Genomic DNA, 25,671 nt, shown 5'->3' on the forward strand with positions numbered 1-25,671 from the left:
AAGTTTTAAGATTTACTAAAAAAGCGTTTTTTAAACGAAATGAGTTAAAATTTGTCCGTATTTAACACCTTTTTTAAGGCTAAACTTGCCAAAGCCAAGCCAAAAGACGCCGTTACTCCCATAAAAGAACCTAAATTTTTACATTTTGCCTCTTCGTTAGAAAACACCACTTCAAAATCACCCTTAAAGCCTGATTTTCTAAGCTCATAGCGGAATTTTTTCGCTAAAGCATCGCCATAAGTTTTAAAAATGCTTGTTGTTTTGATGAGAGTGGGGTCAAGCTTTCTAGCTCCTCCTGTGCTTGAGATAAAGATTTGCTTTTTAAAATCAATTTTATTTGCTAAAGCCACTTTAGCGGGTATATCATCAATAGCATCGATGATTAAATCAAATTTGCTTAAGTCAAATGTGCTTAAAAACTCTTCATCGACTTTAGCCACCACGCCTTTTACTTTATAAATTTTTGCAAAAACTTCTGCCTTATTTTCGCCTATGTGCTCGCTGTGAAGTTGGCGGTTTTGATTTGTGATTTCAAAGCTATCTGCGTCTATGAGGGTTAGCTTTGTAAAACCTGTGCGAAAAAGCGCGTCCGTGCAAATTCCACCCACTCCACCTAGCCCAAAAATAAGCACTCTCGTCCTAGAAATCTTTTCATAATTTTCATCGCCAACAAGCCATTTTACTCTTGTGTATCGCATTTTAGTCCTTTAGCCATTTTTTAAGATTTTGCATTTTTTTATAAGCGGTAAGATCTAGCATTATGGGCGTTATGGTCGCATAGCCTTGCTTTAAAAGAGCGATATCTGAATTTTTTTCATCCTCAAAATCTAAATTCGCACTTGCTAACCAAAAATATTCCATACCTCTTGGATTAGTATTGGCGTGGGCTTTGAAATTATAAACCCTCTTGCCTGCTTTACAAATTTTAACGCCTTTAAATTTGCTTTTAGGGCTTGGGAAATTGACATTTAAAAACTCTTTTTTATCAAGCGGAAAGCCTTGATTAAAGATTTTTTCAACTAATTCTTTTGTGATGTTTAGGGCGTTTTTAAAATTAAGTTCTTTTTCGTTTGTTTTGTAAAACTGCGAAAGTGCAAGAGCGGGAATTCCTTGTAAAACCGCCTCCATAGCCCCCGCACAAGTGCCTGAATAAGTGATGTCCTCTCCCACATTTGCCCCCATATTTATCCCACTTATGACAAGATCAGGAAGCCTATTTTTATAAAGTGCGGCTAGGGCTAGATATACGCAGTCTGCTGGTGTGCCGTCATCAAGTTTGTAAAAGCGTTTGCCTACCTTGACAAAACGCAAGGGTTTCGTAAGGGTGATAGAGTGTGAACAGGCGGATTTTTCAGTCGCTGGAGCGACTACTGTGATTTTTGCTTTAAATTCTTTTTTAAGCATTTTAACAAGCTTTTTAAGCCCCTCACTTTCGAAGCCGTCATCATTTGTGATTAAAATTTCTTTCATTAAAAGCCTTTCAAAAACGAGATTTTAGCAAAATTTTTATAAATAGATTAATGCAAGTGCTAGAAGAAATGATGACTAAAGTGGATAAAAAATTTATTTTAATGAAAAATTAGTCATCGTTTCCACAATTTGAGCGACCCTTGTCTTTGAAGTATTGGATAAAACGACCTTGTGGATCAAAATGAAAGATGATGCTTCCACTACCTGTGCTGCCGAAATTGTTTCCATTAAAGTTGTTGCGTTTTGACAAATCGTAAGCCCACATTTCATACCATGGCTCTTTACTTTCTAATATATAAGTTGTAGTGCAATTAGGCTCACCAAGGATGGCTCTTACATCATTTTTTGTGCTTTTGCGAGGCTCTAAACTTTCTAAACTTGTATGATAGGCACAAGCACTAATGAATAAGGTTATCACTAAGGCTAAGACATATTTCATTATTTTAATCCTTAAATATTGTTTTAAAATCAAAGAGGCATTATAATACTTTTAAATTAATACCTTGTCGTTTTGGTTTCTTTATTAGGGCGTGTTTGCATTTTATGAAAGTAAGAATCCTAAGCATTTTTAAAAACAAAAGGCTTAAGTGCGAAGAGGGTAGAAATTTATCTTAAAGATAAGCAAAAATTTGTCATCGGTGAGCTTGTTTTTAGGGATAGCAAATCCGCCTATGTGCGTTTTATAGATACCGCACAAGGTTTAAATGATGAAAAAAATATTAGCAAAATCGTTTCAATCGAAAATATTTCTATTATTAAAGCCTTTTAGAGCCTATTAAACTTAGCTTAGTAAAATACCCTTTTTAAAACAAGGGGTAAAGATGATAAGCTATCAACAAGCATTTTTTTCAAAGCCAAAAGAGTGTTATTTAGGTGTTAGAATTGAGGAGGAGGGGGAGAGAGGCTTATTTAAGCAAAGTGGTTTTACAAATCTTCTTCACATCAAGCAAAAGTATTTTGAAAACATTAGGGATTATTTAGAAAAAGAGGAGCTAAGATATTTAGATTATAGTAAGCTTTACGATTTTTTCAGCACTTATTTAAATGAGACAGGCACGCCCTTTTTTGATGAGAAAGAAATTTACAGCTTTCATTTCTTAACCGATGACTTCATACAAAATGCGGATAATAATAAAAATAAAATTATTTTCTATCTACAAAGCATAGAGGATAATGAGCTAAATATCAAGGTCATAAATGACAAAAATCTTAATTTAGTCAAGGTTTTTAAGCAAAACTCAAGCGAATTTAGCGAGGATTTTTTAAAAGCCTTAAGGAAAAATAAGATTGACATTAAAGAAGAGGAGCTTAAAAGCATTTTTAAAAGCTATAAAAAGCAAAATGAAATCGACTTTTTTATCCATAAAAACGCTAAAGCCTTTTTAAAAGAGCAGTTTGACCTGCGGTTTTGTGCTTATGTGCTTGACGGCGTTACGCAGTGGAATGAAGTGAGGATAAAGAGTTTAAATAAGGTTAAAAAAATAGCCCATACTCTTATCGATAAAATAGCAGCCTTTGAGGACGAGCTAAAGGCTGTGTGGTTAAAGCCCAAATTTGTCAAAGTGGTAAATTATGTCTTTAGTCTTGATTTAATCTTAAAGCATTCAGTATTGAGCGATAAATCGGCGATTCTGCGTTCGCCAACTGCGGCACTTACGACTAGTAAGCTTCTTGTTGGCTCGCTTGAAAACGCCGATTTCTCATCTCAATCCTTAGAATGCCAAGATTCTAATAAAACTCAATTGCAAAATACCGCACTTTTAGATTCTATATGCAAAGACAAAGGCTTTGAAAAGCAAATCAAAGAATGGCAGGATTTAAAGTTTATTGATGAGAGTTTTCAAGCACAAAATATAAGCGAAAAAATATTGAGTGATGACAAATATAAATTTCTACCTCTTGATACAAAGCATTTTAGCAAAGAGACACAATACAAGATTCTAAGCGTGTTTGATGATATAGAATCTATCCTTAATGGTGAGCTAATAAAAGCGGATAATTTTCAAGCCCTAAACTCCCTAATGCCAAAGTATCAAAACAAAGTGGATTTAATCTATATTGATCCGCCTTACAATACAGGCAATGACGGCTTTATTTATAGTGATAAATTTAATCACTCATCGTGGCTTTCAATGATAGCTAATCGCTTGGAATTAGCAAGGGAATTTTTAAAGGATAGTGGAAGCATTTTTATAAGCATAGATGATAACGAACAAGCAAGACTTAAAATTTTATGCGATGAGATATTTGGGGAAGGGAATTTTATGGCAAATATAATATGGGAAAAAGTTTTTTCTGCTGTTAATTTAAGGAAGGATTTTTCTCCCAACCACGATTTTATTAGCGTCTATTCAAAAAATATTGATAAAACATTGTTAAACCCATTACCACGAACAGAGGAAGCAAACGCAAGATACAAAAACCCCGATAACGACCCAAGAGGTATTTGGACAAGTGGTGATATGAGTGTAGGACCTGCAGTAGAAGCGAATATTTATGAAATTACTCTGCCTAGTGGTAGAAAAATTTTACCGCCAAAAGGTTATTCTTGGAGACTTTCAAAAGAAACATTTGAGGAATATTTAAAGGATAATAGAATTTATTTTAATGGTGGAGATTCTGTGCCTAGAATTAAAAGATTTTTAAGTGAAGTGAAAGATGGCATTACACCGCTTACGATTTGGAAACATAAAGAAGTAGGACACAATCAAGACGCCGCAAAAGAAATTTTAGCCCTATTTGATGACAAGATTTTTGATACCCCAAAACCCGAAAGGCTATTAAAAAGAATTTGTGAAATAGCTAGCAATCAAGATTCTATAATTTTAGACTTCTTTGCAGGAAGTGGGACAAGTGTAGCTGCAGCACAAAAGCTAGGGCGTAAATGGCTTGGCATTGAAATGGGAGAGCATTTTTATAAAGTCATACTCCCACGCCTTAAAAAAGTCATAGGGGGATTTCAAAGTGGGATTAGCAAAGAATGCGACTATCAAGGCAGCGGAGCATTTAGATACTACGAGTTAGAATCCTATGAAGAAGCATTAAAAGAATGTGAATATGTGCTTACAGATTGTCAATGTGAGAATAAGACAGGTAAAGAAATAGGCAATAACGCTGAAGTGATTTACCCTGCTAAAGATTATCAAAAAGCACAAAAAATCATTGATTACAGAAAATCCCGCAAACTCATTAAAAAGCTGAATAAGGGTGAAACAATCACGCTAGATATGAGCGGATATAGAAAGGAATTTGATTTATTCCACACTTTAGCAAATTTGCAAGGGCTAAAAATCAAGCGATTATTTTTAGATTCTAAAGGTATAGAATCTTGTGAGTTTGACAATGGCGATATTGTATCATTAGAGCAAATTGACTTACATACATACCCAAAACTTAAAAATCTTTTGTGGTGGGAGAAATTGTGATGAAAATAAATATACCAGAGGTTGTAGATCAATTAAAAAATGTCAAGCTTGAGAATGTGATATTTGAATTAATAGTAAATGCAATGCAAGCAAATGCCACATATATTGAGCTTAAAATTATAGCCCCCAGCTTAGACAATAAAAACATAACTCCCTATGTAGATAAAATTGAAGTGATTGATAATGGTGATGGTTTTAATGAGGAAAATTTGAAGTCTTTTGGAGAATATCGTAGTAATTATAAAAAATCATTAGGCTGTAAGGGTATAGGAAGATTTATATATCTTAAACTTTTTAAAAGCGTAAAGGTTGTAAGTAAAAATAAAGAATTTGATTTTACCTATAATGGTATGACGGAGCCTAATGAGCAAGGTTTTTTTGATAAAACTAAAGTGATTTTATCAAATCCAAAAGATAATTTTTCGGTTGATTTTTCTAAGATTAAAAAACAAATTAAAGAGCATTTTCTGGCTTATTTTAAGATAGAAAACAAGGATATTAAAATAGATATTTATAGAAACGATGAATGTGTAGATAGTGTTAAGAGTATTGAAATACCAGATTTTGAAAAGAAAGAATTTAAAATTAAAAATTATTCTTTTAGCATATCATATATTTTTGGGGAAAGTGATTTTAGAAATGAAGGATTTTATGTTGCAAATAATAGGGTTGTTATAAAAAATTCAGATTTAAACCAAGAAAGTAAATATAATTTGCCAAAAGAAAAAGATTTAAGAATATTTTATATTTTAGAATCCGATTTTTTTGATAAAAATGTTAATGATGAAAGAAATGAATTGCAAATTTATCCCAAACGAAAAAATTCGCTTGAATTTGAGGATTTGAGTTGGAATGATATACACGATGAATTAGAAAATCAACTCAAAGCAATTTATGTGGAACATAATTTTGATGTAGAAAATACAATTAAAGAAAATAGAAAAAAATCAATTAAAGAATCACCTTATCTCGGAGTATATTTTGAAAATAGGAATGAATTAAATGTAAATGATATGTTAGAAAATGCAAAAAAAGAATTTAATGATGATAAGGATTTTTTAAGAGATGATAATAATAAGGTAAAAACAAATTATGAAGCTAAATTAGCTAAAGTAACACAAACGGAATTGGCTGAATATGTGTTTGATAGGGATAAATTAATCCAAAAATTAAAAAACTCTGTTGATAAAGGGAGTGTAGAAGCTGAAATCCATAATTTGTTTATGCCTAAGAAAACATCCGATGATAAGCAAGATTATAGGAGCAATAATGTTTGGCTATTCGATGATAGGTTTATGTGCTATGATAAAATTTTTAGCGATATGCAGATTAAGGATATTTTTCCAGAGTTACACAAGAATATAGAAAGACCTGATTTGTTAAGCATTATTTCTAATACTTATGAAAAAGATAAGATAACTGATATTTTGCTTATAGAATTTAAAAAACCTGAAGCAAAGAAAGAATATTTTGCATTAGCACACCAACAAATTCTTAGCTATGCTGCAATGATCAATGAAGTTTATTCTCAAAAAAAAGTAAGAATTTGGGCTTATGGATTTTTAAAATTTAATGATGAGGTTTTGCAAAGTATCATTAGAGACGATTATAATCAAATATATACAAATAGTAATTTTCCAATTTGTTATAAATATAATCAGGCTAATAATACGATAGTTAATTTTATGGATTATAGTTCTTTAATTCACGATGCGGAAAATAGAAATCAGTTATTTTTAGATATTTTAAGAGGAAAATATTTATGACAACTAATATGCCAAATATCTTTCTCTACACCACACAAGATAAAAAAATAAAAGTAGAGCTATATGAGCTTGGGGAGAGTGTATTTTTAGCCCAAGATTCTATGGCAAAACTTTTTGACACCTCAAAACAAAATATAAGTTTGCATATAAGAAATATCTTGCAGGAAGGGGAATTGCAAGAGGATTCAGTTGTCAAGGAATACTTGACAACTGCTAGTGATGGCAAATCATACAAAGTGAAATTTTATGCCTTAGAGATGATTTTGGCTGTGGGCTTTCGTGTGCGTAGTAAAAGGGGAGTGCAGTTTAGAATCTGGGCAAATGAGCATTTAAAAACCTATTTGCAAAAGGGCTTTTTAATAGATAGCGATAGACTTAAAAATCCAAATGGCAGAAGCGATTACTTTGATGAGCTGTTAGAGCAGATTAGAGATATAAGAGCGAGTGAAAAAAGGTTTTATCAAAAAGTGCGAGAGCTTTTTGCTTTGAGTGTAGATTATGATTCTAGCGATAAAGCAACGCAAATGTTTTTCGCACAGACGCAAAACAAGCTTTTATACGCTATCACGCACAAAACTGCTGCGGAGCTGATTTGCGAGAGAGCAAACGCAAAAAAGCTGAATATGGGGCTTACAAGCTGGAAAGGTAGCGTTGTGCGTAAAGGCGATGTGATTGTGGCGAAAAATTATCTAAAAAAAGAGGAGCTAGATAGTTTAAATCGTTTGGTTAATGTGTTTTTAGAATCCGCAGAACTTAGAGTGAAAGATAAGCAAACTTTGACTATGGACTTTTGGAGACAAAATGTGGATTCTTTGCTGACCTTTCAAGGAATGCAAATTTTAAAAGATAATGGCAGTATCTCTAACGCACAAATGGAGCAAATCGCTTATAAACAATATGAGTTATTTGCTACACAACGCAAAAAGGAAGCATTGCTAAAGGCAGAACAAGAAGATGAAGAGATATTAGAATCTACCTATAAAACACTTAACACGAGAGCAGGAAAATGACCAAAAAACAATCACTGATTTTAAAGGACATTACAGACAAAAAGATTCAATCTTTCAGCGATCTTTTTGAAAGCCTTGATTTAATAAGCTTTAATGGCAGTATTAGTCTGCAAGAATATCAAGTAGCGGCATTGCAAAAGGCATTATGTAGTTTAAAACTATATAGAGATGATACAAAAGAGCTATGCTATGAATACAAACAGGCTTTTAAATACAACGCTATAAAATTAGATTCTAAAAAAGGCTTAGATATAAAAGAGTTTTGCAATATGGCAAGCTTTTGGATGGCAACAGGCAGTGGCAAAAGTATTGTGATGATAAAGCTTATAAGCCTTATGCAAAAACTTATGAAAAATGGCGAGATAGAATCTAAGCCCATAATGCTACTTGTGCCAAATGATAAGATTTTAGATCAGTTTAAAACGCATATACAAAGCTTTAATGCGTATCAGCCGATACAAATCACTTGCAAAGAGATAAAAGCTTATGATAATCAAAGTTTGCTAGGCTTTGAAAATGTCGTGTTTCTTGGTAGAAGTGATTTGCTAGATATAAAGGAAAATGTCGGCAAAGATTCTAAGGCTAAAAGACTAAATTATGATGATTTAATGCGTGAAAAGGGCTGGTATATCTTGCTTGATGAAGCACATAAGGGTGATAGCAAAGATTCTATAAGAAAAAGCTATATAAGAGACTTAGCAAAAGGGCGAGAAAGGCAGGAGTATCCACACGGATTTATCTTTAACTTTTCTGCGACTTTTGATAATGATATAGAGCTTTTTACTTGTGCTTTTAACTACAATTTAGAGAAGTTTAATAATGATGGCTATGGGAAAAATATCGTGGTGCTAGATAGTAATCTCAAAGCCTTTAAAGATTCTAAGGTGGATTCTAGTGATGAAAAACTAGAGCGGATACTAGAGAGTTTTATCCTTTTTGTGGGGATAAAGCAGGAATTAAAAAGCTTAAAAGCAAGGTTTGAAAACTTGCATTATCATAATCCTTTAATCATCGCTGTGGCGGATAAAGTCAATACCAAAGATGCGGGAATTAAGCTGTATTTTGAAGCGATTATGAAAATCTTACAAGATTCTAAAGATATAAGCGAGATTGCAAAAAACTTAGCAAAAAAACTAGAATCTAGCAATATATATTTTGCTGAAAAAGAGATGAATAAAGACTTTTTAGAGCGACTTGCAAAAGTGGATTCTAAAGACTTAAGAGAGCAAATCTTTTATGCTAAAGAGACTTCAAGCCTAGAGTGCTGTAAGATTAAGGGGAATAATAAAGAGCTTGCCTTTAAAAGTAAAAATGCGACAAAGCCCTTTTTGCTTTTAAATATCGGTAGCATTAAAGAGTGGGAGAAAAGCTATCTTGATGGGCTAGGCATTGAGAGTGGGGAGGATATGGCAAAGGGGTATTTTGAAGAGCTAAACCACAAAGAATCGCCCATACAAATTATGATGGGAAGCAAGGTGTTTAGCGAGGGGTGGGATAGTAATCGTGTGAATTTCATTAACTTTATCAATATCGGTAGCAAAAAGGCAAAAAAATATGTCCTACAAACCATAGGGCGAGGGGTGAGAATTGAGCCTTTTTTAAACAAAAGAAAGCGTTTAAGTGCCTTAAAAGAGAAAATGGACTTTAAGGAGGCTTGTTTAAAATACGCTCCTGCTTTGGAGACGCTTTTTATAATGGCGAGTGATAATAAGGCGATTAGTAGCATTATCGAGGGTTTAAATGTGGTAATGAGAACAAAGCCCCTTCAAGGCTTTAAAAAAACAAAAATTTTAAGCCCTCTACCTGTGCCAAAATATAAAAATAAAGCAACCTTACATCAGCAGTATAAAATCTCTGCAAAAGAGGCGGAGGATTTAAGGGAATTTATGCAAGATTATGATGAAGATGTATTGATGGTAAAGCAGTGTTTATATGAGGGGTTTAAATACTCTACTTTTGAGGAAATTAAGAAATTTAATGAGGGAGAAAAATCTCAAATTCAAAAATCAGGCGGAAATGAAGATAAATTTGACGCAAAAAGAACACTTAAAATCATCAATGCTAGTTTAAATGCGAAATTAAAGGAATTTAATAAATTTGAAGATTTAAAAGATGAAGTTAAGCATTATAAAGAAATGCAAACTAATTTTAGCGAGGAGAAAGTAAGGAAAATCAATGAGGTGATAAAAAGCGTTGTAAGGGCAAAAAGTGAGGTGGAATTAAAAGAAGATTTTAATAGCGGTAAAATAGATATTGATGAATATACAAGGCAAATTAAACAAGGATTAAACGAAGTTCAATTTAAAGAAAACTACACCTGTAAGCCCTTGGTGATTTATCATAAAGATGACGGAAAAAGCGAGATTAATTTCGCCATTACGCATAAAAGTGAGAGGAAATTTTTACAAGATTTGGAAAAAAATTTGCAAAATGAGGCTTTTTTAAAAGGTTATAAATGGTGTTTTTCAAAACTTGTGGAAAAAAAAGATGAAATTTATATTCCTTATTTTGATGAAAGGGAGCAAAAAGAAAGGAAATTTTACCTCGATTTTATTTTTTGGCTAAAGAAAAATAAGTATTTTAAAATCTTTTTCATCGACCCAAAAGGCTTAAATTATGAGGAAAATGCTAAATTTAAAATCAATGCTTTCGAGGAGCTTTTTTTTCAAACTTTAACTTATAATAATGAAAAAATCGAAGTTATCTTACACTACTATAATAAAAATGCACAAAGCGATGCCAAGCTTAAAAAATATACAAAATCAAGTGTAAAAGAGCTTTTTGAGGAAATTTTGTGAAAAGCTTTATTGTTTGTGCGCTTGAGCCTTCAGCAAATTTACATTTAAAAGAAGTGTTAAGGGCTTATCAAAAAGAGTATGGAAAATTTGAACTTTGTGGGATATATGATGAAAATTTATGTAAGGAGCTAAATTTAAGCTCTAAGCCTCTTTATAGCTCACACGAGTTTAGTGCTATGGGTTTTGTGGAGGTTTTACCGCTTATTTTTAAGGCTAAAAGGGCGATTAAAGAGCTTGTCAATTTGACTTTAGAAAGGGAAAAGGAGGGCGGAGGCTTTAATGCTGTGCTTTGCATAGATTCACCCGCCTTTAATATCCCTTTTGCTAAGGCTTTAAAAAAGGCAAATTTAAAAACGAAGAGAATTTATTATATTTTACCGCAGGTTTGGGCGTGGAAAAGGGGTCGCATCCCTGTGGTGGAGGAGCATTTTGATGTTTTAGCTTCTATTTTGCCTTTTGATAGGGAATTTTTTACAAAAAGCATTTATGTGGGGCATCCTTTGCTTGATGAAATTTGCGAATTTAAAGATAACTTTAATATGCAAAAAATCCTCACAAAAAAAGAGGAGGAAAAAACCATAGCTTTTTTGCCTGGGTCAAGAAAAAGTGAGATTATAAGATTAATGCCTATTTTTAGGGAGTTAGCTACGCATTTTAAAGGCGAAAAGGTGCTTTGTGTGCCGCCCTTTAATTTAGAAAAAATGCACCTTTATGGCGATGTGGAGGGCTTTAAAATAGAAAGCAATACGCCAAATTTGCTTAAAAGAGCTGATTTTGCTTTTATTTGCAGTGGGACGGCGACTTTAGAAGCGGCTTTGGTGGGAACGCCCTTTATTTTAGCCTATAAGGCAAAGGCGATTGACATTTTCATAGCCCGTCTTTTTGTAAAGCTTAAACACATAGGACTTGCAAATATTTTTTGCGACTTTGCAGGGAAAGAGCCACTAAATCCTGAATTTTTACAAGATGAAGTGAGTGTGGAAAATCTTTTAAGTGCTTATAATAAATTTGCTTATAAGCCATTTTTTGCTAAAGTGGGCTTTTTAAAAGAGTATTTAGGCTTTGGCAGTGCGAAAAATATGGCAAAAATACTTTATGAAATTTAAAGGAAAATAGTATGGAAAAAGAAGCGATGAGTAGCTTTGGCTTTGAAAAATTAAGTGCGGAATTAAAGGACCTAAAAGATAATCAACGCCCAGCCGTTGTCGTAGAAATCGATGTAGCAAGAAGTCATGGCGACTTAAAAGAAAATGCCGAATACCACGCCGCAAGAGAAAAACAAGCTCTTATAGAAAGCCGTATAGCAGAGCTTGGAGGCATACTTTCAAGAGCGCAAGTGATAGACCCCGCAAGTTATCCCCACGATAGTGTGAAATTTGGCTCAAGTGTTGTCATTATGGACTTAGAAAGCGAAAAAGAGAGTAAATACACCCTTGTAGGCACTTGTGAGAGCGACTTAGAAAAGGGCTATATCTCCATAGCTTCGCCACTTGCTAGGGCTATGCTAGGGAAAAAAGAGGGCGATGAATTTAAGGTGCGTTTGCCTAAGGGGGAGAGCGAATTTGAGATTATTAGTATAGCTTATGAGCCTTTGAAATTTTGATGCTTACACTTAAAGAGGGGGCATTTTTTATAGCCGATGCGCACGAAAATGAGGACAGGAGGGGTTTTTGGGATTTTTTACAAGCCTTAGAAAGGGGCGAAATTCACACGCCCCAGCTTTTTTTAATGGGGGATATTTTTGATCTTTTGGTTTGGGAAGTAAGTGCTAGCCATTCCTTTGCTATGCCCTATATCGTTTTGCTTGAAAAATTATGCGAAAAAATGGAAATTTATTATTTAGAGGGCAATCACGATTTTAATTTAAGTCGTTTTTTTCAAAAAGTGCGTGTGATACCCCTGCAAAATCAACCTTTAATTTTGCATACAAGTAAAGGTAAAAATGAGAAATTTTTTTTAGCGCACGGCGATATTTTTTTAAATCCTTTTTTACAATTTTTACTTAAAAGCTTGAGAAATAGATTTTTACTTCGCTTTTTAAATGTGCTAAATTTCTTAACTTTTTCTAGTATAAGTAAGCAAATTTTGGCAAGACAAAAGAGAAAAAATCTTTTTTATAAAATTGAAAATTTCAAAAATTTAGCCTATAAAAGATATGAGAAATATCAAGCTAAAGGCGCTTGGGTGATAGAGGGGCATTATCATCAAAATTTGTTTTTGAAGGAGGAGAGAGTGAAATATTTTAATTTGCCAAGTTTTGCATATAAGAGAAGTTTTTTTGTAGTAAAATTTTCGCCAGAAGTCAAATTCGAAAAACAATAATTGAGAGGTCAAAATGTTTGATGAAAATATTGTGAAAACAGGCTCAAATGAAATGGAGCTTGTCGATTTCCGTATCTTCAAGCAAGGACACGAGAAAATTTATGAGGGAATTTATGGCGTCAATGTTTCTAAGGTTAAGGAAATTATCAAAATCCCTAACCTTACAGAATTGCCCGGCGTTCCTGATTATATTGAGGGGATTTTCGACCTTCGTGGTGTGGTGATTCCTGTGGTTAATCTTGCTAAATGGATGCAAATTGTTGAGCCAGAAAGTGCTTTGTTAAAGCCTAGGGTTATTATTACGGAGTTTTCTAATATACTTATTGGATTTATAGTTCATGAAGCTAAAAGAATTCGTCGTATTAATTGGAAAGATATAGAGCCAGCAAGTTTTTCCTCGGGTTCTGGAGCTTTGGATAAGGGAAAAATTACGGGTGTTACGCGCATAGAAAATGATGAAGTTTTATTAATACTTGACCTTGAAAGCGTGGTTGAGGATTTGGGAATTTATGCACCTAAGACTGAGCTTGAGATAGGAGAGGCGGAGAAATTTAGCGGAATTGCACTTATTTTAGATGATAGTATGACAGCTAGAAGGCGTGTAAAAGATATGATGCAACAAATGGGCTTTACTGTGATTGAGGCAAAAGACGGCGTTGAAGGACTTAATAAACTTGAAGAAATTGCTCAAGTTTATGGAGATAATTTAGCTGACCATCTTAAAATCATCGTTAGCGATGTTGAAATGCCACAAATGGACGGCTTCCGTTTTGCCGCACGCGTAAAAGAAGATGAGAGATTTGGAAAAATTCCATTGATATTTAACTCTTCTTTATCTAATGAATTTATGAACGAAAAAGGCGTAAAAGAAGCCGGCGGAGAGGGTTATTTGGTGAAATTTAATGCAAGTGATTTCTTCTCTGAGGTAACACGCGTTTTGAAGAAAGCACAAGGAGAGGAGTAAGATATGGAAGATATGCAAGAAATACTTGAAGACTTTTTAGTTGAGGCTTTTGAGCTTGTCGAGCAAATCGACCATGATTTAGTAGAGCTTGAGTCAAATCCTGAAGATTTGGAATTACTTAATAGAATTTTTCGCGTTGCTCATACCATAAAAGGCTCATCAAGCTTTTTAAATTTTGATGTTTTGACAAAATTAACACATCATATGGAAGATGTGTTAAATAAGGCAAGACACGGTGAGCTTAAGATCACCCCTGATATTATGGATGTGGTTTTGGAGTCTATCGATAGAATGAAAACTTTGTTAAATTCCATTCGTGATAATGGCAATGATTCTGCCATAGGTATGGATATAGAACCTATTTGTGCTAGACTTACAGCTATTTCGGAGGGCGATGTTTCAGCAGTTGCGTCTGCAAGCGAAGAGCCTAAAGTGGAACCTAAGGAGGAAGTCGTCCCAGCTACACCTGAGCCAAGTGTTGAGCCTGATGTTGATGTGAATCAGCTTAGCGATTCTGAAGTTGAAGCGGAGATTGAAAGATTGCTTAAAGTGCGTAAGGCGGAAGATCAAGCAAGACGCGCTCAAAAAAAGAAAAGTGCAGCTCCAACTACATCTAAACCTGCAACTGAAACAGGCGGAGAAAAGAAGGTCCCAGCTTCAGGTGGAGGCAGTGGAGGTATGGACCAAACTATACGCGTTGAGGTTAAGAGACTTGATCATTTGATGAATTTAATTGGTGAGCTTGTTTTGGGTAAAAACCGCTTGTTAAAAATTTATGATGATGTTGAAGAGCGTTATGAGGGTGAAAAATTCCTTGAGGAATTAAATCAGGTCGTTTCTCAACTGAGCATTATTACAACTGATGTGCAACTTGCTGTGATGAAAACAAGAATGCAGCCTATTGCTAAAGTTTTCAATAAATTCCCGCGTGTTGTTAGGGATCTAAGTCGTGAGCTTGGAAAACAAATTGAGCTTGAGATTACAGGCGAGGAAACTGAACTTGATAAATCCATAGTTGAAGAAATAGGCGATCCTATTATGCATATGATTAGGAATTCGTGCGACCACGGCGTTGAAGATCCTGCTACGCGTAAGGCAAATGGTAAGCCAGAAAGAGGTGTGGTTCAACTTAAAGCGTATAATGAGGGTAATCATATCGTTATTGAAATTACCGATGATGGTAAAGGTCTTGATGCTGCTGGACTTAAAATGAAGGCTTTGGAGAAAAATCTCATTACAGAAAAAGAAGCCGAGCAAATGACAGATAAAGAAGCTTTTGCTTTGATTTTCAAGCCGGGCTTTTCAACTGCTGCTAAGGTTACAAATGTATCAGGTCGTGGCGTGGGTATGGATGTCGTTAAGACTAACATAGAAAAACTCAATGGTGTAATAGAGATAGATAGCGAACTTGGAAAAGGAAGCACTTTTAAGCTTAAAATTCCGCTTACCTTAGCGATTATCCAGTCTTTACTTGTGGGAACACAAGAAGAATTTTACGCTATCCCACTTGCTTCGGTGCTCGAAACGGTGAGAGTGCCTATTGATAATATTTACACGATAGAGGGTAAAAATGTCTTGCGTTTGCGTGAAGAAGTGCTTTCTTTAGTGAGGCTTTCGGATGTCTTTGGCGTTAAGCAAGTGCTTGAAAGTGGGGACCAGACTTATGTTGTTATTATAGGTGTGGCTGAATCTAAGCTCGGCATCATCGTGGATACTCTTGTAGGACAAGAGGAGATAGTTATCAAATCTATGGGCGATTACTTGCAAAACATACAAGGTATAGCGGGTGCAACCATAAGGGGCGATGGTAGGGTAACACTTATCATCGATGTGGGTGCTATGATGGATATGGCGAAAGAAATTAAAGTCGATATTAAAGCCCAGCTTGAATCAAGCGTTAAAAAGCCTAAGGAGCAACCAAGCGATTATAAGGTTTTAATCGTTGATGATTCTAAAATGGATAGAACTTTAATGCAAAAAGCCCTTGAGCCACTAGGCATAAGCTTACTTGAAGCAACTAATGGGGTGGAAGCACTTAATATTGTAAAATCGGGCGAACACGAGATTGACGCTATGTTAATTGACATTGAGATGCCAAGAATGGATGGTTATACTTTAGCAGGTGAGATTCGTAAATATTCTAAATACCGCCAACTTCCTCTTATAGCCGTCACTTCAAGGACAAGTAAGACGGACCGCTTAAGAGGCGTGGAAGTCGGTATGACTGAGTATATTACTAAGCCTTATTCTCCTGAATATTTGGAAAATGTGGTGCGTAAAAATTTGAAACTAGGATAAGAAATGAGTAATGAAAAATTAAATCAGGTCTTACAAAGACAACAATCTCAAATGGTAGATCGCGATGAAATTAGGAAAGAAGATGACATTATCCAGCTTGTTGGTTTCGTGGTTGGAGATGAGGAATATGCTATTCCCATTTTAAATATCCAAGAAATTATTAAGCCTATAGAATTTACTAGGGTGCCTAGTGTGCCTGATTATGTTTTGGGTGTATTTAATATGAGGGGTAATGTAATGCCACTTATCGACCTTGCCCAGCGTTTTAATTTGGGGAGTTCTAAAATGACCCCACAAACGCGTTATATCGTGCTTCGTGGTGATATAAATGGCAGTGGGGTTAGTAGTAATGCTGGCTTTGTTATTGATAGACTTACAGAAGCGATTAAAATTCATAGAAATAAAATCGATCCACCACCTGAAACTTTAGCTAAGGAAAAGGGTATGATCTATGGTATAGGAAAGAGAGATGAAAATATCCTTACGATTTTAAAGGTTGAAGCCCTATTAAAGCGTGAATTTTAATGATAAAACTTTGTGTTTTTGATTTTGATTCCACTTTGATGGATGGAGAAACCATAGATATTTTAGCAAATGCTTATGGCGTGGGTGATGAGGTAAAGATCATCACCCAAAAAGCTATGAACGGAGAGCTTGATTTTTTCGAAAGTTTGCATCAAAGAGTGGCTTTGCTTAAGGGTATGTCTTGCGATGATGTTTTAAGAGTTAGTCAAAATTTACCTTTAATGAAAGGCAGTTTTGAATTGATTGAATTTTTAAATTCTAAAAATATTATTTGTGTAGTTTTTAGCGGAGGCTTTCACGAGGGGGTAGATTATGCTATGGAAAAGCTTAATTTTAAACTCGGCTTTGCAAATTATCTTCATCATAAAAATGGCAAACTCACAGGACTTGTGGGTGGAGAGATGATGTTTTCAAATTCCAAAGGTTTAATGCTAGAAAGACTTAAGCAATTTTTAAATTTAAGTCAAGAAGAAGTGATGTGCGTTGGAGATGGAGCAAATGACTTGGCGATGTTTGAGCATAGTGGCTTTAAAATCGCTTTTTGTGCTAAGGAAATTCTAAGGGCAAATGCTAGTGTGTGTATTGATGTGAAAGATTTGAGAGAAATTATAAAGGTAATGTGATGAAACAATTTTCTTTATGGTGTGATTTTGTTGAGGATAATTTTTTGGATAATGAATTTGTCGAGTTGTTGCACTCTAAAATTAATGGTGCGACTTCAAACCCTCTTATTTTAAAAAATGTGATTTTAACTCCAGCTTATAAAAATAAAATTGCAAATTTAAAAGGAAAAAAGCCTAAGGAAATTTATGAAAATATAGCAATAAGCGACATTTGTAAGGCGGCAGATAGACTTGCTTATAAATTTGAAAGAGGAGATGACGGCTTTATTAGCCTTGAGATCGATCCTAGAATTTACGATAATGCTAGTCTTAGCATAGGCGAAGCGAAAAGATTGCATAGTGCTATGGGGCGACAAAATATTATGATGAAAATTCCAGCCACTAAGGCTTCTTATGAGGTTATGTATGAATTGATGAAAAGTGGTATTAGTGTCAATGCAACTCTTGTTTTTTCTGGAGAACAAAATAAAAAATGTTTTGAAGCTTTAAATGAGGGCTTGAAAGCTTTTCGCAAGATGCAAATTTATTCTAAAGCGAAAGAGCCGCAAGCTGTGATTAGCGTTTTTGTCAGTCGTTTGGATAGAATTTTAAATGAAAGAGTAAATGAGCCAAATCAAATCGGCGTTTTAAATGCGAAATTAGCCTACAATTACATTATGGCACAAAATGAGCCAAATATCCGTGCCTTATTTGCCAGCACGGGTGTAAAAGGCGATGATTTGGCGAAAGATTATTATATTAGAGAGCTTTATTTAGATAGAGCCTTAAATACTGCTCCTTTGGATGCTATTAGGGCTTTTAATGGAGAGTGTGAATTTAAGCAAACTTTAAGCGATGAAGAGCTTCAAAAAAGACTTGACAAACTAGTCTCCAAAGAACTTTTAGATGAAACTTGCAGCTATTTAATTGACGGAGCTTTGAAGAATTTTTGTTTTGAATTTGATGATTTGTTGGCAAAATTATCAAATTAAGCGTTTTTAAATGATTTTAAGCTATAATTTCGCTTTATTTTTTTAGAAAGGAAAGAGATGTTAGAAGGTATTATTAGAGAGAGTATCGGTAGAAAAGCGGCTAAGGCTTTAAAAAGAGATGGTTATCTAATTGCAAACATCTATGGAAAGGGTTTGGAGAACATCCACGCAGCTTTTAAGGTGAATGATTTTATTAAAGAGGTGCGTAAAAAGACCACTCTTATTTTTGATGTTAAAGTTGGTGCTAAGACTTTGAGTGTTGTGGTGGTGGATTATCAAAAGGACCCTGTTACAAGTGATTTAAAACATGTGGATTTAAAGGTCGCACAAAAGGGTGTAGTTTCTAAATATATGGTGCCAGTGAAAGTTGTCGGCACTGCTATAGGTCTTAAAAATAAGGGCGTTTTAATCCAGTCTAAAAGACGCTTAAAGGTCAAATGTGCGGCTGAAAATTTACCAAATTTCTTTGAGCTTGATGTCAGTAAGCTTGATGTTGGCGATGCTTTGCTTGTTAAAGACATTGTTGTGCCACAGGGAGTGAGCATTATTGAAGCAGATAGGGTGGCGGTTGTCGGCGTAGAAAAAGCACGATGACCTTAGTCGTAGGACTTGGAAATATAGGGCGAGAGTATGAAAATACCCGTCATAATGTAGGCTTTATGCTTATCGATATGATTTTGAGTGAGGAAAACCAAGCTAAGATTTTATCTCACTCGAAATTTAAGGGGGAGCTTTATAAGATAGACTCCTCCCTACTTCTTAAACCTCATACTTATATGAATCATTCTGGGATTAGCGTTAAGGCTGTTTGTGATTTTTACAAATGTGAGCGTTTGATTGTCATTCACGATGATATAGACTTAAATTTGGGAACTTTGCGTTTTAAAAAAGGAGGTTCTAGTGGCGGACATAATGGACTTAAAAGCATAGATCATTTGTGTGGAAATAATTATGAAAGAGTGCGTATAGGTGTAGGAAGAAGTAAAGATACTATATCGCATGTTTTAGGTCAATTTACAAGCGAGGAGAGTGCGGTTTTAGATACGATTTTACCAAGGGCTAAGGAGGCTTTGCTTGAGCTTATGCAAGGCGATGATTTGTCAAAAATTTCTTCACTTTATAGCTTTAGGACTTGATAATGAGCATATTTTTTCATTTTATTTCTTCCATTTATCTTAAAAATTTTTTCATTTTATTTTTTGCCTTGATTGGATTTTATTGCGGTATAGATTTGCTTTTAAATTTTAAAGATTTACCCGCATCTGCAAATTTAATTTTACTTTATATTTTATTTGTTGGTTTTAGTGCTGTTACTTATATTTTACCCATTTCTTTGATATTTGCACTCGTTTTATCTTTTTTAACTATGATAAGAAATAATGAATTTGTTAGCCTCTATGCTTTAGGACTTAGTAAAAATAGGGTTATTATTTATCCTTTTTTGTGGGCTTTATTATTTTGCTTTATTTATGTTGGACTGAATTTTACATCTTTTGCGTATGCAAATGAATATAAAAGAAGCATACTTAAAAATGGTGTTTTAAACAAAAAAAGTAGTGATATTTTTTTGAAATTTAATGAAGAATTTGTTTATGTCAAAAGCTTAGATGAAGGGTTGGCTAAGGAGCTTAAAATTTTTTCTTTAAAAGATGGAAATTTGAGCCATTTGATTCAAGCAAAGCGTGCTTTATTTAATGAAAATTCTTGGCTTTTAGAGGAGGGAAATATCACTTACATACCGAAAGAATTTGCTTTAGGGGAAAATGGCTATAAGAGTGAGAATTTTGCTAATTTAGAGACACTGGAGGGTTTTAAGCCAAAGCTTGCTAAAAGTGTGGCAAGTGGCAAGGAATATTCCATATATGATGCTTATCAAAGTTTGATTTTGTTTGACTCTCAAGGGCTTAATACAAGAAATGTAAAAATCGCTCTATACAAGCTCATTTTTGCACCCTTTTTTGCACCCTTTTTGATGCTTATAATGTATTATTATTTTCCAGTGATTGCGCGTTTTTTTAATTTAGCCTTTGTAGCCTTTGTAGCCTTTGTAGTTACTTTGGTGGTTTGGGGAGGATTATTTGTATTTTTAAGACTGAGTGAAAATGGCGTTATAAGTGGAGAATTTGGCATTATTTTACCGAATTTACTTTTGGCTTTTTTTGCCTTATTTATATCATATAAAAAGTGTTAAGGAGAGATTTTGTGGATTATATAAAATTAAAAGAAGAATTTAAAACCCCTTTTTATCTTTATGATTTTGATTTGATAAAAAGTCGTTTTTTGCAGCTTAAAAACGCCTTTAAGGCAAGGAAATCTCAAATTTTTTATGCTATGAAGGCAAATTCAAATTTAAGCTTATTGCAAATGTTAACAAGACTTGATAGTGGCTTTGATTGTGTTAGCATAGGTGAGGTTAAAAGAGCGTTGAGGGTAGGAGTAAAACCCTATAAAATCATATTTAGTGGAGTTGGAAAAAGCGAAGAAGAGCTAGAGCAGGCTTTAAAATTTGATATTTTGTATATTAATTTAGAAAGTGAAGAAGAAATGCTACTTTTAGAAAATGTAGCGAAAAGACTTGATTTAAAGGCTAGAATTTCCATAAGAGTCAATCCTAATGTCGATGCCAAAACGCATCCTTACATCTCCACAGGGCTTAATGAAAATAAATTTGGTGTAGAGCTTGAAGTGGCGAGAAAGATGTATTTATATGCTGCAAAAAGCGAATTTTTAGAGCCTGTGGGGGTGCATTTTCATATAGGCTCACAATTACTTGACATTAGCCCTATCCACGATGCAGCTTTGATTGTGGCAAAATTATTAAGAGAACTGAAGGCTTTGAAAATCGAGCTTAAATTCTTTGATGTGGGTGGGGGATTAGGTGTAGGCTATGAGGGGGAAGAAGAGCCTTGTTTGTATCATTATGCACAAGGAATTTTGGCAAATTTGAGCGGACTTGATGTAACAATAGGCTTAGAGCCGGGACGCTTTTTGGTGGCACAAAGTGGAGTGCTTGTGTGTAGTGTTTTGTATGAAAAGATAACGCCTAAAAAACGCTTTATGATTGTTGATGCGGCGATGAACGATTTGATTCGCCCAAGTTTGTATGATGCTTACCACGAGATTGTTTTACCTTACACAAAAGGAGAGGTAAGCCCTTGTGATGTTGTTGGGGGAATTTGTGAAAGTGGGGATTTTTTTGCTAAAGATCGTAGGCTTGCAAAAAGTAAGAGCGGGGATATCGTTTTGATTAAAGAAGCTGGGGCGTATGGCTTTAGTATGAGTAGTAATTATAATACCCGTCCTAGAATTTGTGAGCTTGCTTTGGAAAATGGAGCTGTTAAAATGGTGCGTAAAAGAGAAAAATTTGAAGATTTAATTGCCTTAGAAGAAGAATTTTTAGAAAATTTATAGCTTCTTGGGTGAAGCTATAAATTGATTTTAGAATTGATTCATAATTTTATGCCAAATATTACTAAGGACACTTGGCTTTTTTTCTTTTCGCTCTTTAAAATTTAACTGCTCTTGTATGCTTATTGTGTCGTTTTCTTGCAAATCTTCATTAAAAATTTCATTTTGAATTTCCTCTTCTTCTTTTTGAGGAGTTAAATCTTGCTTGATTTGACGATTGAAATTTTCAATTTCACCCTTATATCTTAATTTTTCATTAGAGTCTAGTTCATAAGGCGTGAAATGTCCAGCACCATAGAGACAAAGACCTATTGCGCAAGTATTTTCTGGATCGCTAAAGATCTCACTAAAGCCACTAATTAAATCTTTTCTAGCACTTGCAAAGCGAACGGATTTATTATCAAAAATGGTAGATGCTAACTCATCAAGTCCTGCAAGTTTTGTCATACCTCCCGTTAGCACAACGCCTCCACCTACGCTATTAGCATGGCGATTATCACTTAAAATTTTAGCTAAAATCATTAAGGTTTCTTCTACTCTTGCATAAATTATATTAGAAATAACATCAGGCGAGTATTCGGTAAATTTCTTTTCATCGCCTATATTTGGAATTTGTATGAGGGTATTAGGCTGCATAGAAAAGGCAGCATAATTAAGCTTAACTTTTTCCGCTTCTTTTAGTGGGGTATGCAAAGCCATAGATAAATCTTGAGTAATATTAATTGAGCCGATTTGTAAGCAATCATTGTAGCGAATTGAATTTCCCATATGCATCACAATATCACAAATCGCTCCCCCCATATCAATCAAAACAGCCCCCAACTCTTTTTCGCTATCATCTAAACAAGCTATGGAAGAAGCATAGCCAGAAAGGACAATATTATCCACGCGTAAATCGGCTAATTCTACGGCTTTTTTTAAATTTTTAATGTGCGATTCTTGTGAAATGACAATGTGTGTTGAGACTTCAAGACGGTTCCCACTCATTCCCAAAGGGTCGTCAATATGCTCTAAGTCATTGACCTTAAAATTATAAGGTAAAACATGGATAATCTCATATCCACTCGGTAAATTCGCGGTGTGTTTTGCTGTGCTAACGGCTCTATGAATTTCTTTAATGCCTATTTCGTGGTTAGGGATATTGACAACGCCTACACTATCTACACTCTTAGTATAAGCACCAGAAATGGACACAACAACCTTATCATAATGCACCCCACTCATCATTTCAGCACTGCTAACCGCTTCTTCTATGGATTTAGAGGCAAGCTCTATATTTGTAATGGCACCCTTTTTAACTCCGCTTGTTTTTGTTTTGGCAAAGCCTATGATTTTTAGTCCATCTTCATCTTTTTGAGCGATAATAGCACAAGTTTGCGTTGAGCCTAAGTCGATTCCTAGTATATTCACAATTTTCCTTTTAGTGATAAATTTTAATCTTATATGTTTTTTTCAATTCTTCTAAAAGCTCCTGTTTTATTTCACTGCTTTTAAGAGTTTTTAGACTCGATTCTAGCATAGTTTGATATTGATTAAAATCTTGCTTGTTTGGATTTAATTTTTGCTTTTTAATACGATAAAGTATAGCTTTTGAGTCATTGATTAAAACATAAGAGCTATTTTGGTCTGTGTTAAAAACCTGCGAGAGGAAAAAGCTAAATTCAGCATTATTTAAAATTTCATCACTAACTTTTTTGGCGTCTTTGATGGAATTTCTATCGACAAATTCTAATTCTATACCTTTAAAAGTCGGTAGGGCTTTTTGCGCTTTTTCTTCAAGGGCTTTTTGCGCTACTTCACTATAATACATCGGCAAAACTTCCGCTCTTGCTTCTTCGAAATTTTTAACACGCACAGGATTTGTTTGATTTAAACGCAAGATTATAAAGCCATCTTTGCAAATTTTATTTTCACATTTTTGCCAAATGATAGGCTTTAAAATATCCTTATTTTTAGCCTTTGCTAAGAGTTCGAGAGGGTAATTTTGATCTTCTTCGCTAATGTTAAAATCTTTTTGAAAATCATCTTTTTGATTTCTTAAAGCGACAAATTTTTCATTAGCTAAATTTTTTGTCTTTTCAAGGCTAAGATCTTTTATGACCATTTCTTTAGCTAATTCAAAGTCTAAAATTTTACCATCTTGGGCTTTATATTTAAATTTATTGTTTTCATTTTGGTAAAAAGCTCTAAGCTCATCTTGGGAAAAATTTGACTTTTTCGCTTCGATAAAGTAGCTAGAAAGCTCGTAACTTTTTTGTGTTTTAAAGTCGTTTTTGTGTGCTTCCCAAAGTTGTTTAAGAGCGTTTTCATCGACAGCTAAGTCTTTTTTATCAAAAGTGATTTTAGCAATTTCTAGGGCATCTTGCATAAAATAACTTGCCGCTAACATTTGCAATTCATTTTCCTTAGCAGGGAATTCAAAAATTTTATTAAGTTTATTAAGAATAATTCTATCACCTAAAATCTGCTCATAATTTTTGGAAAGTATATTATTTTGCTTTAAAATGGCGTAGTAAATATTTTTATCAAAAATTCCATTGACATTTTGAAATTCCTCTGCCGCAGAAAGCTCCTGTATCACTTCATTTTCATTAGCCCAAAGTCCCAAATTTTTTGCAAAATTAAGTAAAAGTTTATCTTCGATAAGCGAATTAAGGGCTATATCTTTAAGACCTAATTTTTCTGCATTTTCTTCACTTAAGGCACCATTGCTGATTTGATTGTAGTAGCCATAAATTTGATTATATCTTAGATTAAATTCCACAAAAGAGATTTTTTCATTACCTACGATAGCAACGGAACTATTTCTATTTTGATTATAATCATAAGCCCCCCAGCCCACAACACCTGCTCCAACAAAGGCAATAACGCTAATCCATATCGTTACGACTAAATACTTTTTATGGTGTTGCATCCAAGTAAGCATATTTTTCCTTATCATTTTTTTAAAACCTTTATTCTATCAAGTTAAGTTTTAAATAGGCTTTAATTGTAGAATATTTTGATATTTTTTATTAAATATTTAAAATTGAATTTAAAGCATAATTGAGAGAATTTTTAAGAAAAATCAATTAAAAAGCTTTTAGTTTTTTGTTAAATTTTTGCTTGCAATTAAGATTTTATTTTGAATAGAATATTAAAATTAGGACAAAAAACCTTAAGGATAAAATTTGCAAATTCCACATATTCCCGTTTTACCCAAAGAAGTTAATCATCTTTTTGAAAAGCTCAATGAAGGACTTTTTTTAGACTGCACTTTGGGTTATGGTGGTCATAGTGAAAATTTGCTTAAAATGCATCCTAATTTGCATTTAATCGCCTGCGATCAAGATGAGGAGGCATTACAATTTTCTAAAGAGCGTTTAAGAGAATTTGACACGAGAATAAAGTTGTATCACTCAAATTTTTCGCAAATTTTAGAGCGGATTGATTTGAAAAATTTAAGAGGAATTTTAGCGGACATAGGTGTTTCTTCTTTGCATTTAGATAAAGATGAAAGAGGCTTTTCATTGCGTTCAAATTTTTTAGATATGAGAATGGATAAAAGCCAATCTTTAAGTGCTTTTGATGTGATTAACACCTACTCAAAAGAAAAACTTGCAGATATTTTTAAGATTTATGGAGAGCTAAAAGATGGAGCTTTTTTAGCGGAGAAAATCATTAAGGCTAGGGTAAAAAAGCAAATTATAAGTGCTAAGGAGCTTTGTGAAATTTTAGGTGAAACAAGGCTTAAAAATCGAAAAATTTCTCGTGCGATTTTAGCCTTTCAAGCTTTAAGAATAGAGGTTAATAAAGAGCTTGAAGTTTTGGAACTTTTTTTACAAAAGCTTGAAAAAGCACATTTGAGAGATTGTATTTTAGCTATAATTTGCTTTCATTCTTTAGAGGATAGGATAGTAAAAAATTATTTTAAAAAATGGGCTAAAGCTTGTATTTGTGATGAAAGGGCGATTCGTTGCGAGTGCGGAGCAAATCATAATTTAGGCGAAATTTTAAGCAAAAAGCCCATTATGCCAGATAAAGAGGAGATAAAAGCTAATCCGCGTTCATCTTGTGCAAAAATGCGAGCCTTTTATTTTAAGTGAGTTAGG

General features: G+C 34.0%; 22 protein-coding genes. 17 read left to right on the forward strand and 5 right to left on the reverse strand.

What is annotated here, in order from left to right:
- Nucleotides 1-44: 44 nt before the first annotated feature.
- The 3 genes from EL158_RS02640 to EL158_RS02650 form a co-directional block, all read right to left on the reverse strand.
- Nucleotides 45-698, reverse strand: coding sequence for a tRNA threonylcarbamoyladenosine dehydratase (locus EL158_RS02640; RefSeq protein ID WP_027304123.1), 654 nt, complete (start codon nt 696-698; stop codon nt 45-47).
- 1 nt (nt 699) lies between these two features.
- Entirely contained in the window at nt 700-1,470 is a 771-nt protein-coding gene (gene surE / locus EL158_RS02645; RefSeq protein ID WP_027304124.1) for a 5'/3'-nucleotidase SurE, read from the reverse strand.
- A 109-nt stretch (nt 1,471-1,579) separates the two neighbouring features.
- Nucleotides 1,580-1,909 carry a hypothetical protein gene (locus EL158_RS02650; protein WP_027304125.1) on the reverse strand — a complete coding sequence of 110 codons (330 nt, stop codon included), beginning with the start codon at nt 1,907-1,909 and terminating at the stop codon, nt 1,580-1,582.
- A gap of 385 nt (nt 1,910-2,294) precedes the next feature.
- Here EL158_RS02650 and EL158_RS02660 point away from each other — a divergent pair, with 385 nt between their 5' ends.
- Genes EL158_RS02660 through lysA form a run of 16 tightly spaced genes read left to right on the forward strand, consistent with a single transcriptional unit; the run spans nt 2,295 to nt 21,583 of the window.
- Entirely contained in the window at nt 2,295-4,895 is a 2,601-nt protein-coding gene (locus EL158_RS02660; protein ID WP_027304126.1) for a site-specific DNA-methyltransferase, read from the forward strand.
- On the forward strand, nt 4,895-6,661 hold the full coding sequence (locus tag EL158_RS02665) for an ATP-binding protein (RefSeq protein ID WP_027304127.1): 1,767 nt from the start codon (nt 4,895-4,897) through the stop codon (nt 6,659-6,661). The genes EL158_RS02660 and EL158_RS02665 overlap by 1 nt, the downstream gene beginning before the upstream one ends.
- Nucleotides 6,662-6,669: 8 nt before the next feature.
- Nucleotides 6,670-7,671, forward strand: coding sequence for a virulence RhuM family protein (locus EL158_RS02670; protein ID WP_027304128.1), 1,002 nt, complete (start codon nt 6,670-6,672; stop codon nt 7,669-7,671).
- The gene (locus EL158_RS02675; protein WP_027304129.1) at nt 7,668-10,469 is read left to right on the forward strand and encodes a DEAD/DEAH box helicase family protein; all 2,802 of its coding nucleotides are present in this window, start codon (nt 7,668-7,670) and stop codon (nt 10,467-10,469) included. Before EL158_RS02670 ends, EL158_RS02675 begins: the two co-directional genes overlap by 4 nt.
- On the forward strand, nt 10,466-11,575 hold the full coding sequence (gene lpxB / locus EL158_RS02680) for a lipid-A-disaccharide synthase (RefSeq protein ID WP_027304130.1): 1,110 nt from the start codon (nt 10,466-10,468) through the stop codon (nt 11,573-11,575). Before EL158_RS02675 ends, lpxB begins: the two co-directional genes overlap by 4 nt.
- Before the next feature lie 11 nt (nt 11,576-11,586).
- The gene (gene greA / locus EL158_RS02685) at nt 11,587-12,072 is read left to right on the forward strand and encodes a transcription elongation factor GreA (RefSeq protein WP_027304131.1); all 486 of its coding nucleotides are present in this window, start codon (nt 11,587-11,589) and stop codon (nt 12,070-12,072) included.
- The gene (locus EL158_RS02690) at nt 12,072-12,791 is read left to right on the forward strand and encodes a UDP-2,3-diacylglucosamine diphosphatase (RefSeq protein ID WP_034955962.1); all 720 of its coding nucleotides are present in this window, start codon (nt 12,072-12,074) and stop codon (nt 12,789-12,791) included. Before greA ends, EL158_RS02690 begins: the two co-directional genes overlap by 1 nt.
- 13 nt (nt 12,792-12,804) lie before the next feature.
- On the forward strand, nt 12,805-13,755 hold the full coding sequence (locus EL158_RS02695) for a chemotaxis protein (RefSeq protein WP_027304133.1): 951 nt from the start codon (nt 12,805-12,807) through the stop codon (nt 13,753-13,755).
- A gap of 3 nt (nt 13,756-13,758) precedes the next feature.
- Nucleotides 13,759-16,053 (forward strand): hybrid sensor histidine kinase/response regulator, encoded by a 2,295-nt coding sequence (locus EL158_RS02700; protein WP_027304134.1) that lies wholly within the window; start codon nt 13,759-13,761, stop codon nt 16,051-16,053.
- 3 nt (nt 16,054-16,056) lie between these two features.
- Nucleotides 16,057-16,578, forward strand: a complete 522-nt coding sequence (locus EL158_RS02705; RefSeq protein WP_004277002.1) for a chemotaxis protein CheW — start codon at nt 16,057-16,059, stop codon at nt 16,576-16,578.
- Nucleotides 16,578-17,201: a phosphoserine phosphatase SerB gene (serB, locus tag EL158_RS02710; protein ID WP_004277003.1), complete on the forward strand. Its 624-nt coding sequence runs from the start codon at nt 16,578-16,580 to the stop codon at nt 17,199-17,201. The genes EL158_RS02705 and serB overlap by 1 nt, the downstream gene beginning before the upstream one ends.
- Nucleotides 17,201-18,172, forward strand: a complete 972-nt coding sequence (locus tag EL158_RS02715; protein WP_027304135.1) for a transaldolase — start codon at nt 17,201-17,203, stop codon at nt 18,170-18,172. The genes serB and EL158_RS02715 overlap by 1 nt, the downstream gene beginning before the upstream one ends.
- Before the next feature lie 57 nt (nt 18,173-18,229).
- Complete coding sequence (locus tag EL158_RS02720; protein WP_004274849.1) at nt 18,230-18,766, forward strand: 50S ribosomal protein L25/general stress protein Ctc; 537 nt, start codon at nt 18,230-18,232, stop codon at nt 18,764-18,766.
- Nucleotides 18,763-19,308: an aminoacyl-tRNA hydrolase gene (gene pth / locus EL158_RS02725; RefSeq protein ID WP_027304136.1), complete on the forward strand. Its 546-nt coding sequence runs from the start codon at nt 18,763-18,765 to the stop codon at nt 19,306-19,308. The genes EL158_RS02720 and pth overlap by 4 nt, the downstream gene beginning before the upstream one ends.
- Nucleotides 19,309-19,310: 2 nt before the next feature.
- Nucleotides 19,311-20,363: an LptF/LptG family permease gene (locus tag EL158_RS02730; RefSeq protein ID WP_027304137.1), complete on the forward strand. Its 1,053-nt coding sequence runs from the start codon at nt 19,311-19,313 to the stop codon at nt 20,361-20,363.
- Nucleotides 20,364-20,374: 11 nt separating this feature from the next.
- Nucleotides 20,375-21,583, forward strand: a complete 1,209-nt coding sequence (gene lysA, locus EL158_RS02735) for a diaminopimelate decarboxylase (RefSeq protein ID WP_027304138.1) — start codon at nt 20,375-20,377, stop codon at nt 21,581-21,583.
- A 27-nt stretch (nt 21,584-21,610) separates the two neighbouring features.
- Here lysA and ftsA read toward each other — a convergent pair whose 3' ends face one another.
- Nucleotides 21,611-22,990 carry a cell division protein FtsA gene (gene ftsA, locus EL158_RS02740; protein WP_027304139.1) on the reverse strand — a complete coding sequence of 460 codons (1,380 nt, stop codon included), beginning with the start codon at nt 22,988-22,990 and terminating at the stop codon, nt 21,611-21,613.
- Between the two features lie 10 nt (nt 22,991-23,000).
- Nucleotides 23,001-24,506 (reverse strand): peptidylprolyl isomerase, encoded by a 1,506-nt coding sequence (locus tag EL158_RS02745; RefSeq protein WP_027304140.1) that lies wholly within the window; start codon nt 24,504-24,506, stop codon nt 23,001-23,003.
- 244 nt (nt 24,507-24,750) lie between these two features.
- On the opposite strand from EL158_RS02745, the gene rsmH reads away from it, so the two are divergent.
- Entirely contained in the window at nt 24,751-25,665 is a 915-nt protein-coding gene (gene rsmH, locus EL158_RS02750; RefSeq protein ID WP_027304141.1) for a 16S rRNA (cytosine(1402)-N(4))-methyltransferase RsmH, read from the forward strand.
- Nucleotides 25,666-25,671 lie beyond the last annotated feature (6 nt).

Source organism: Campylobacter upsaliensis (assembly GCF_900637395.1).
GTDB lineage: Bacteria > Campylobacterota > Campylobacteria > Campylobacterales > Campylobacteraceae > Campylobacter_D > Campylobacter_D upsaliensis.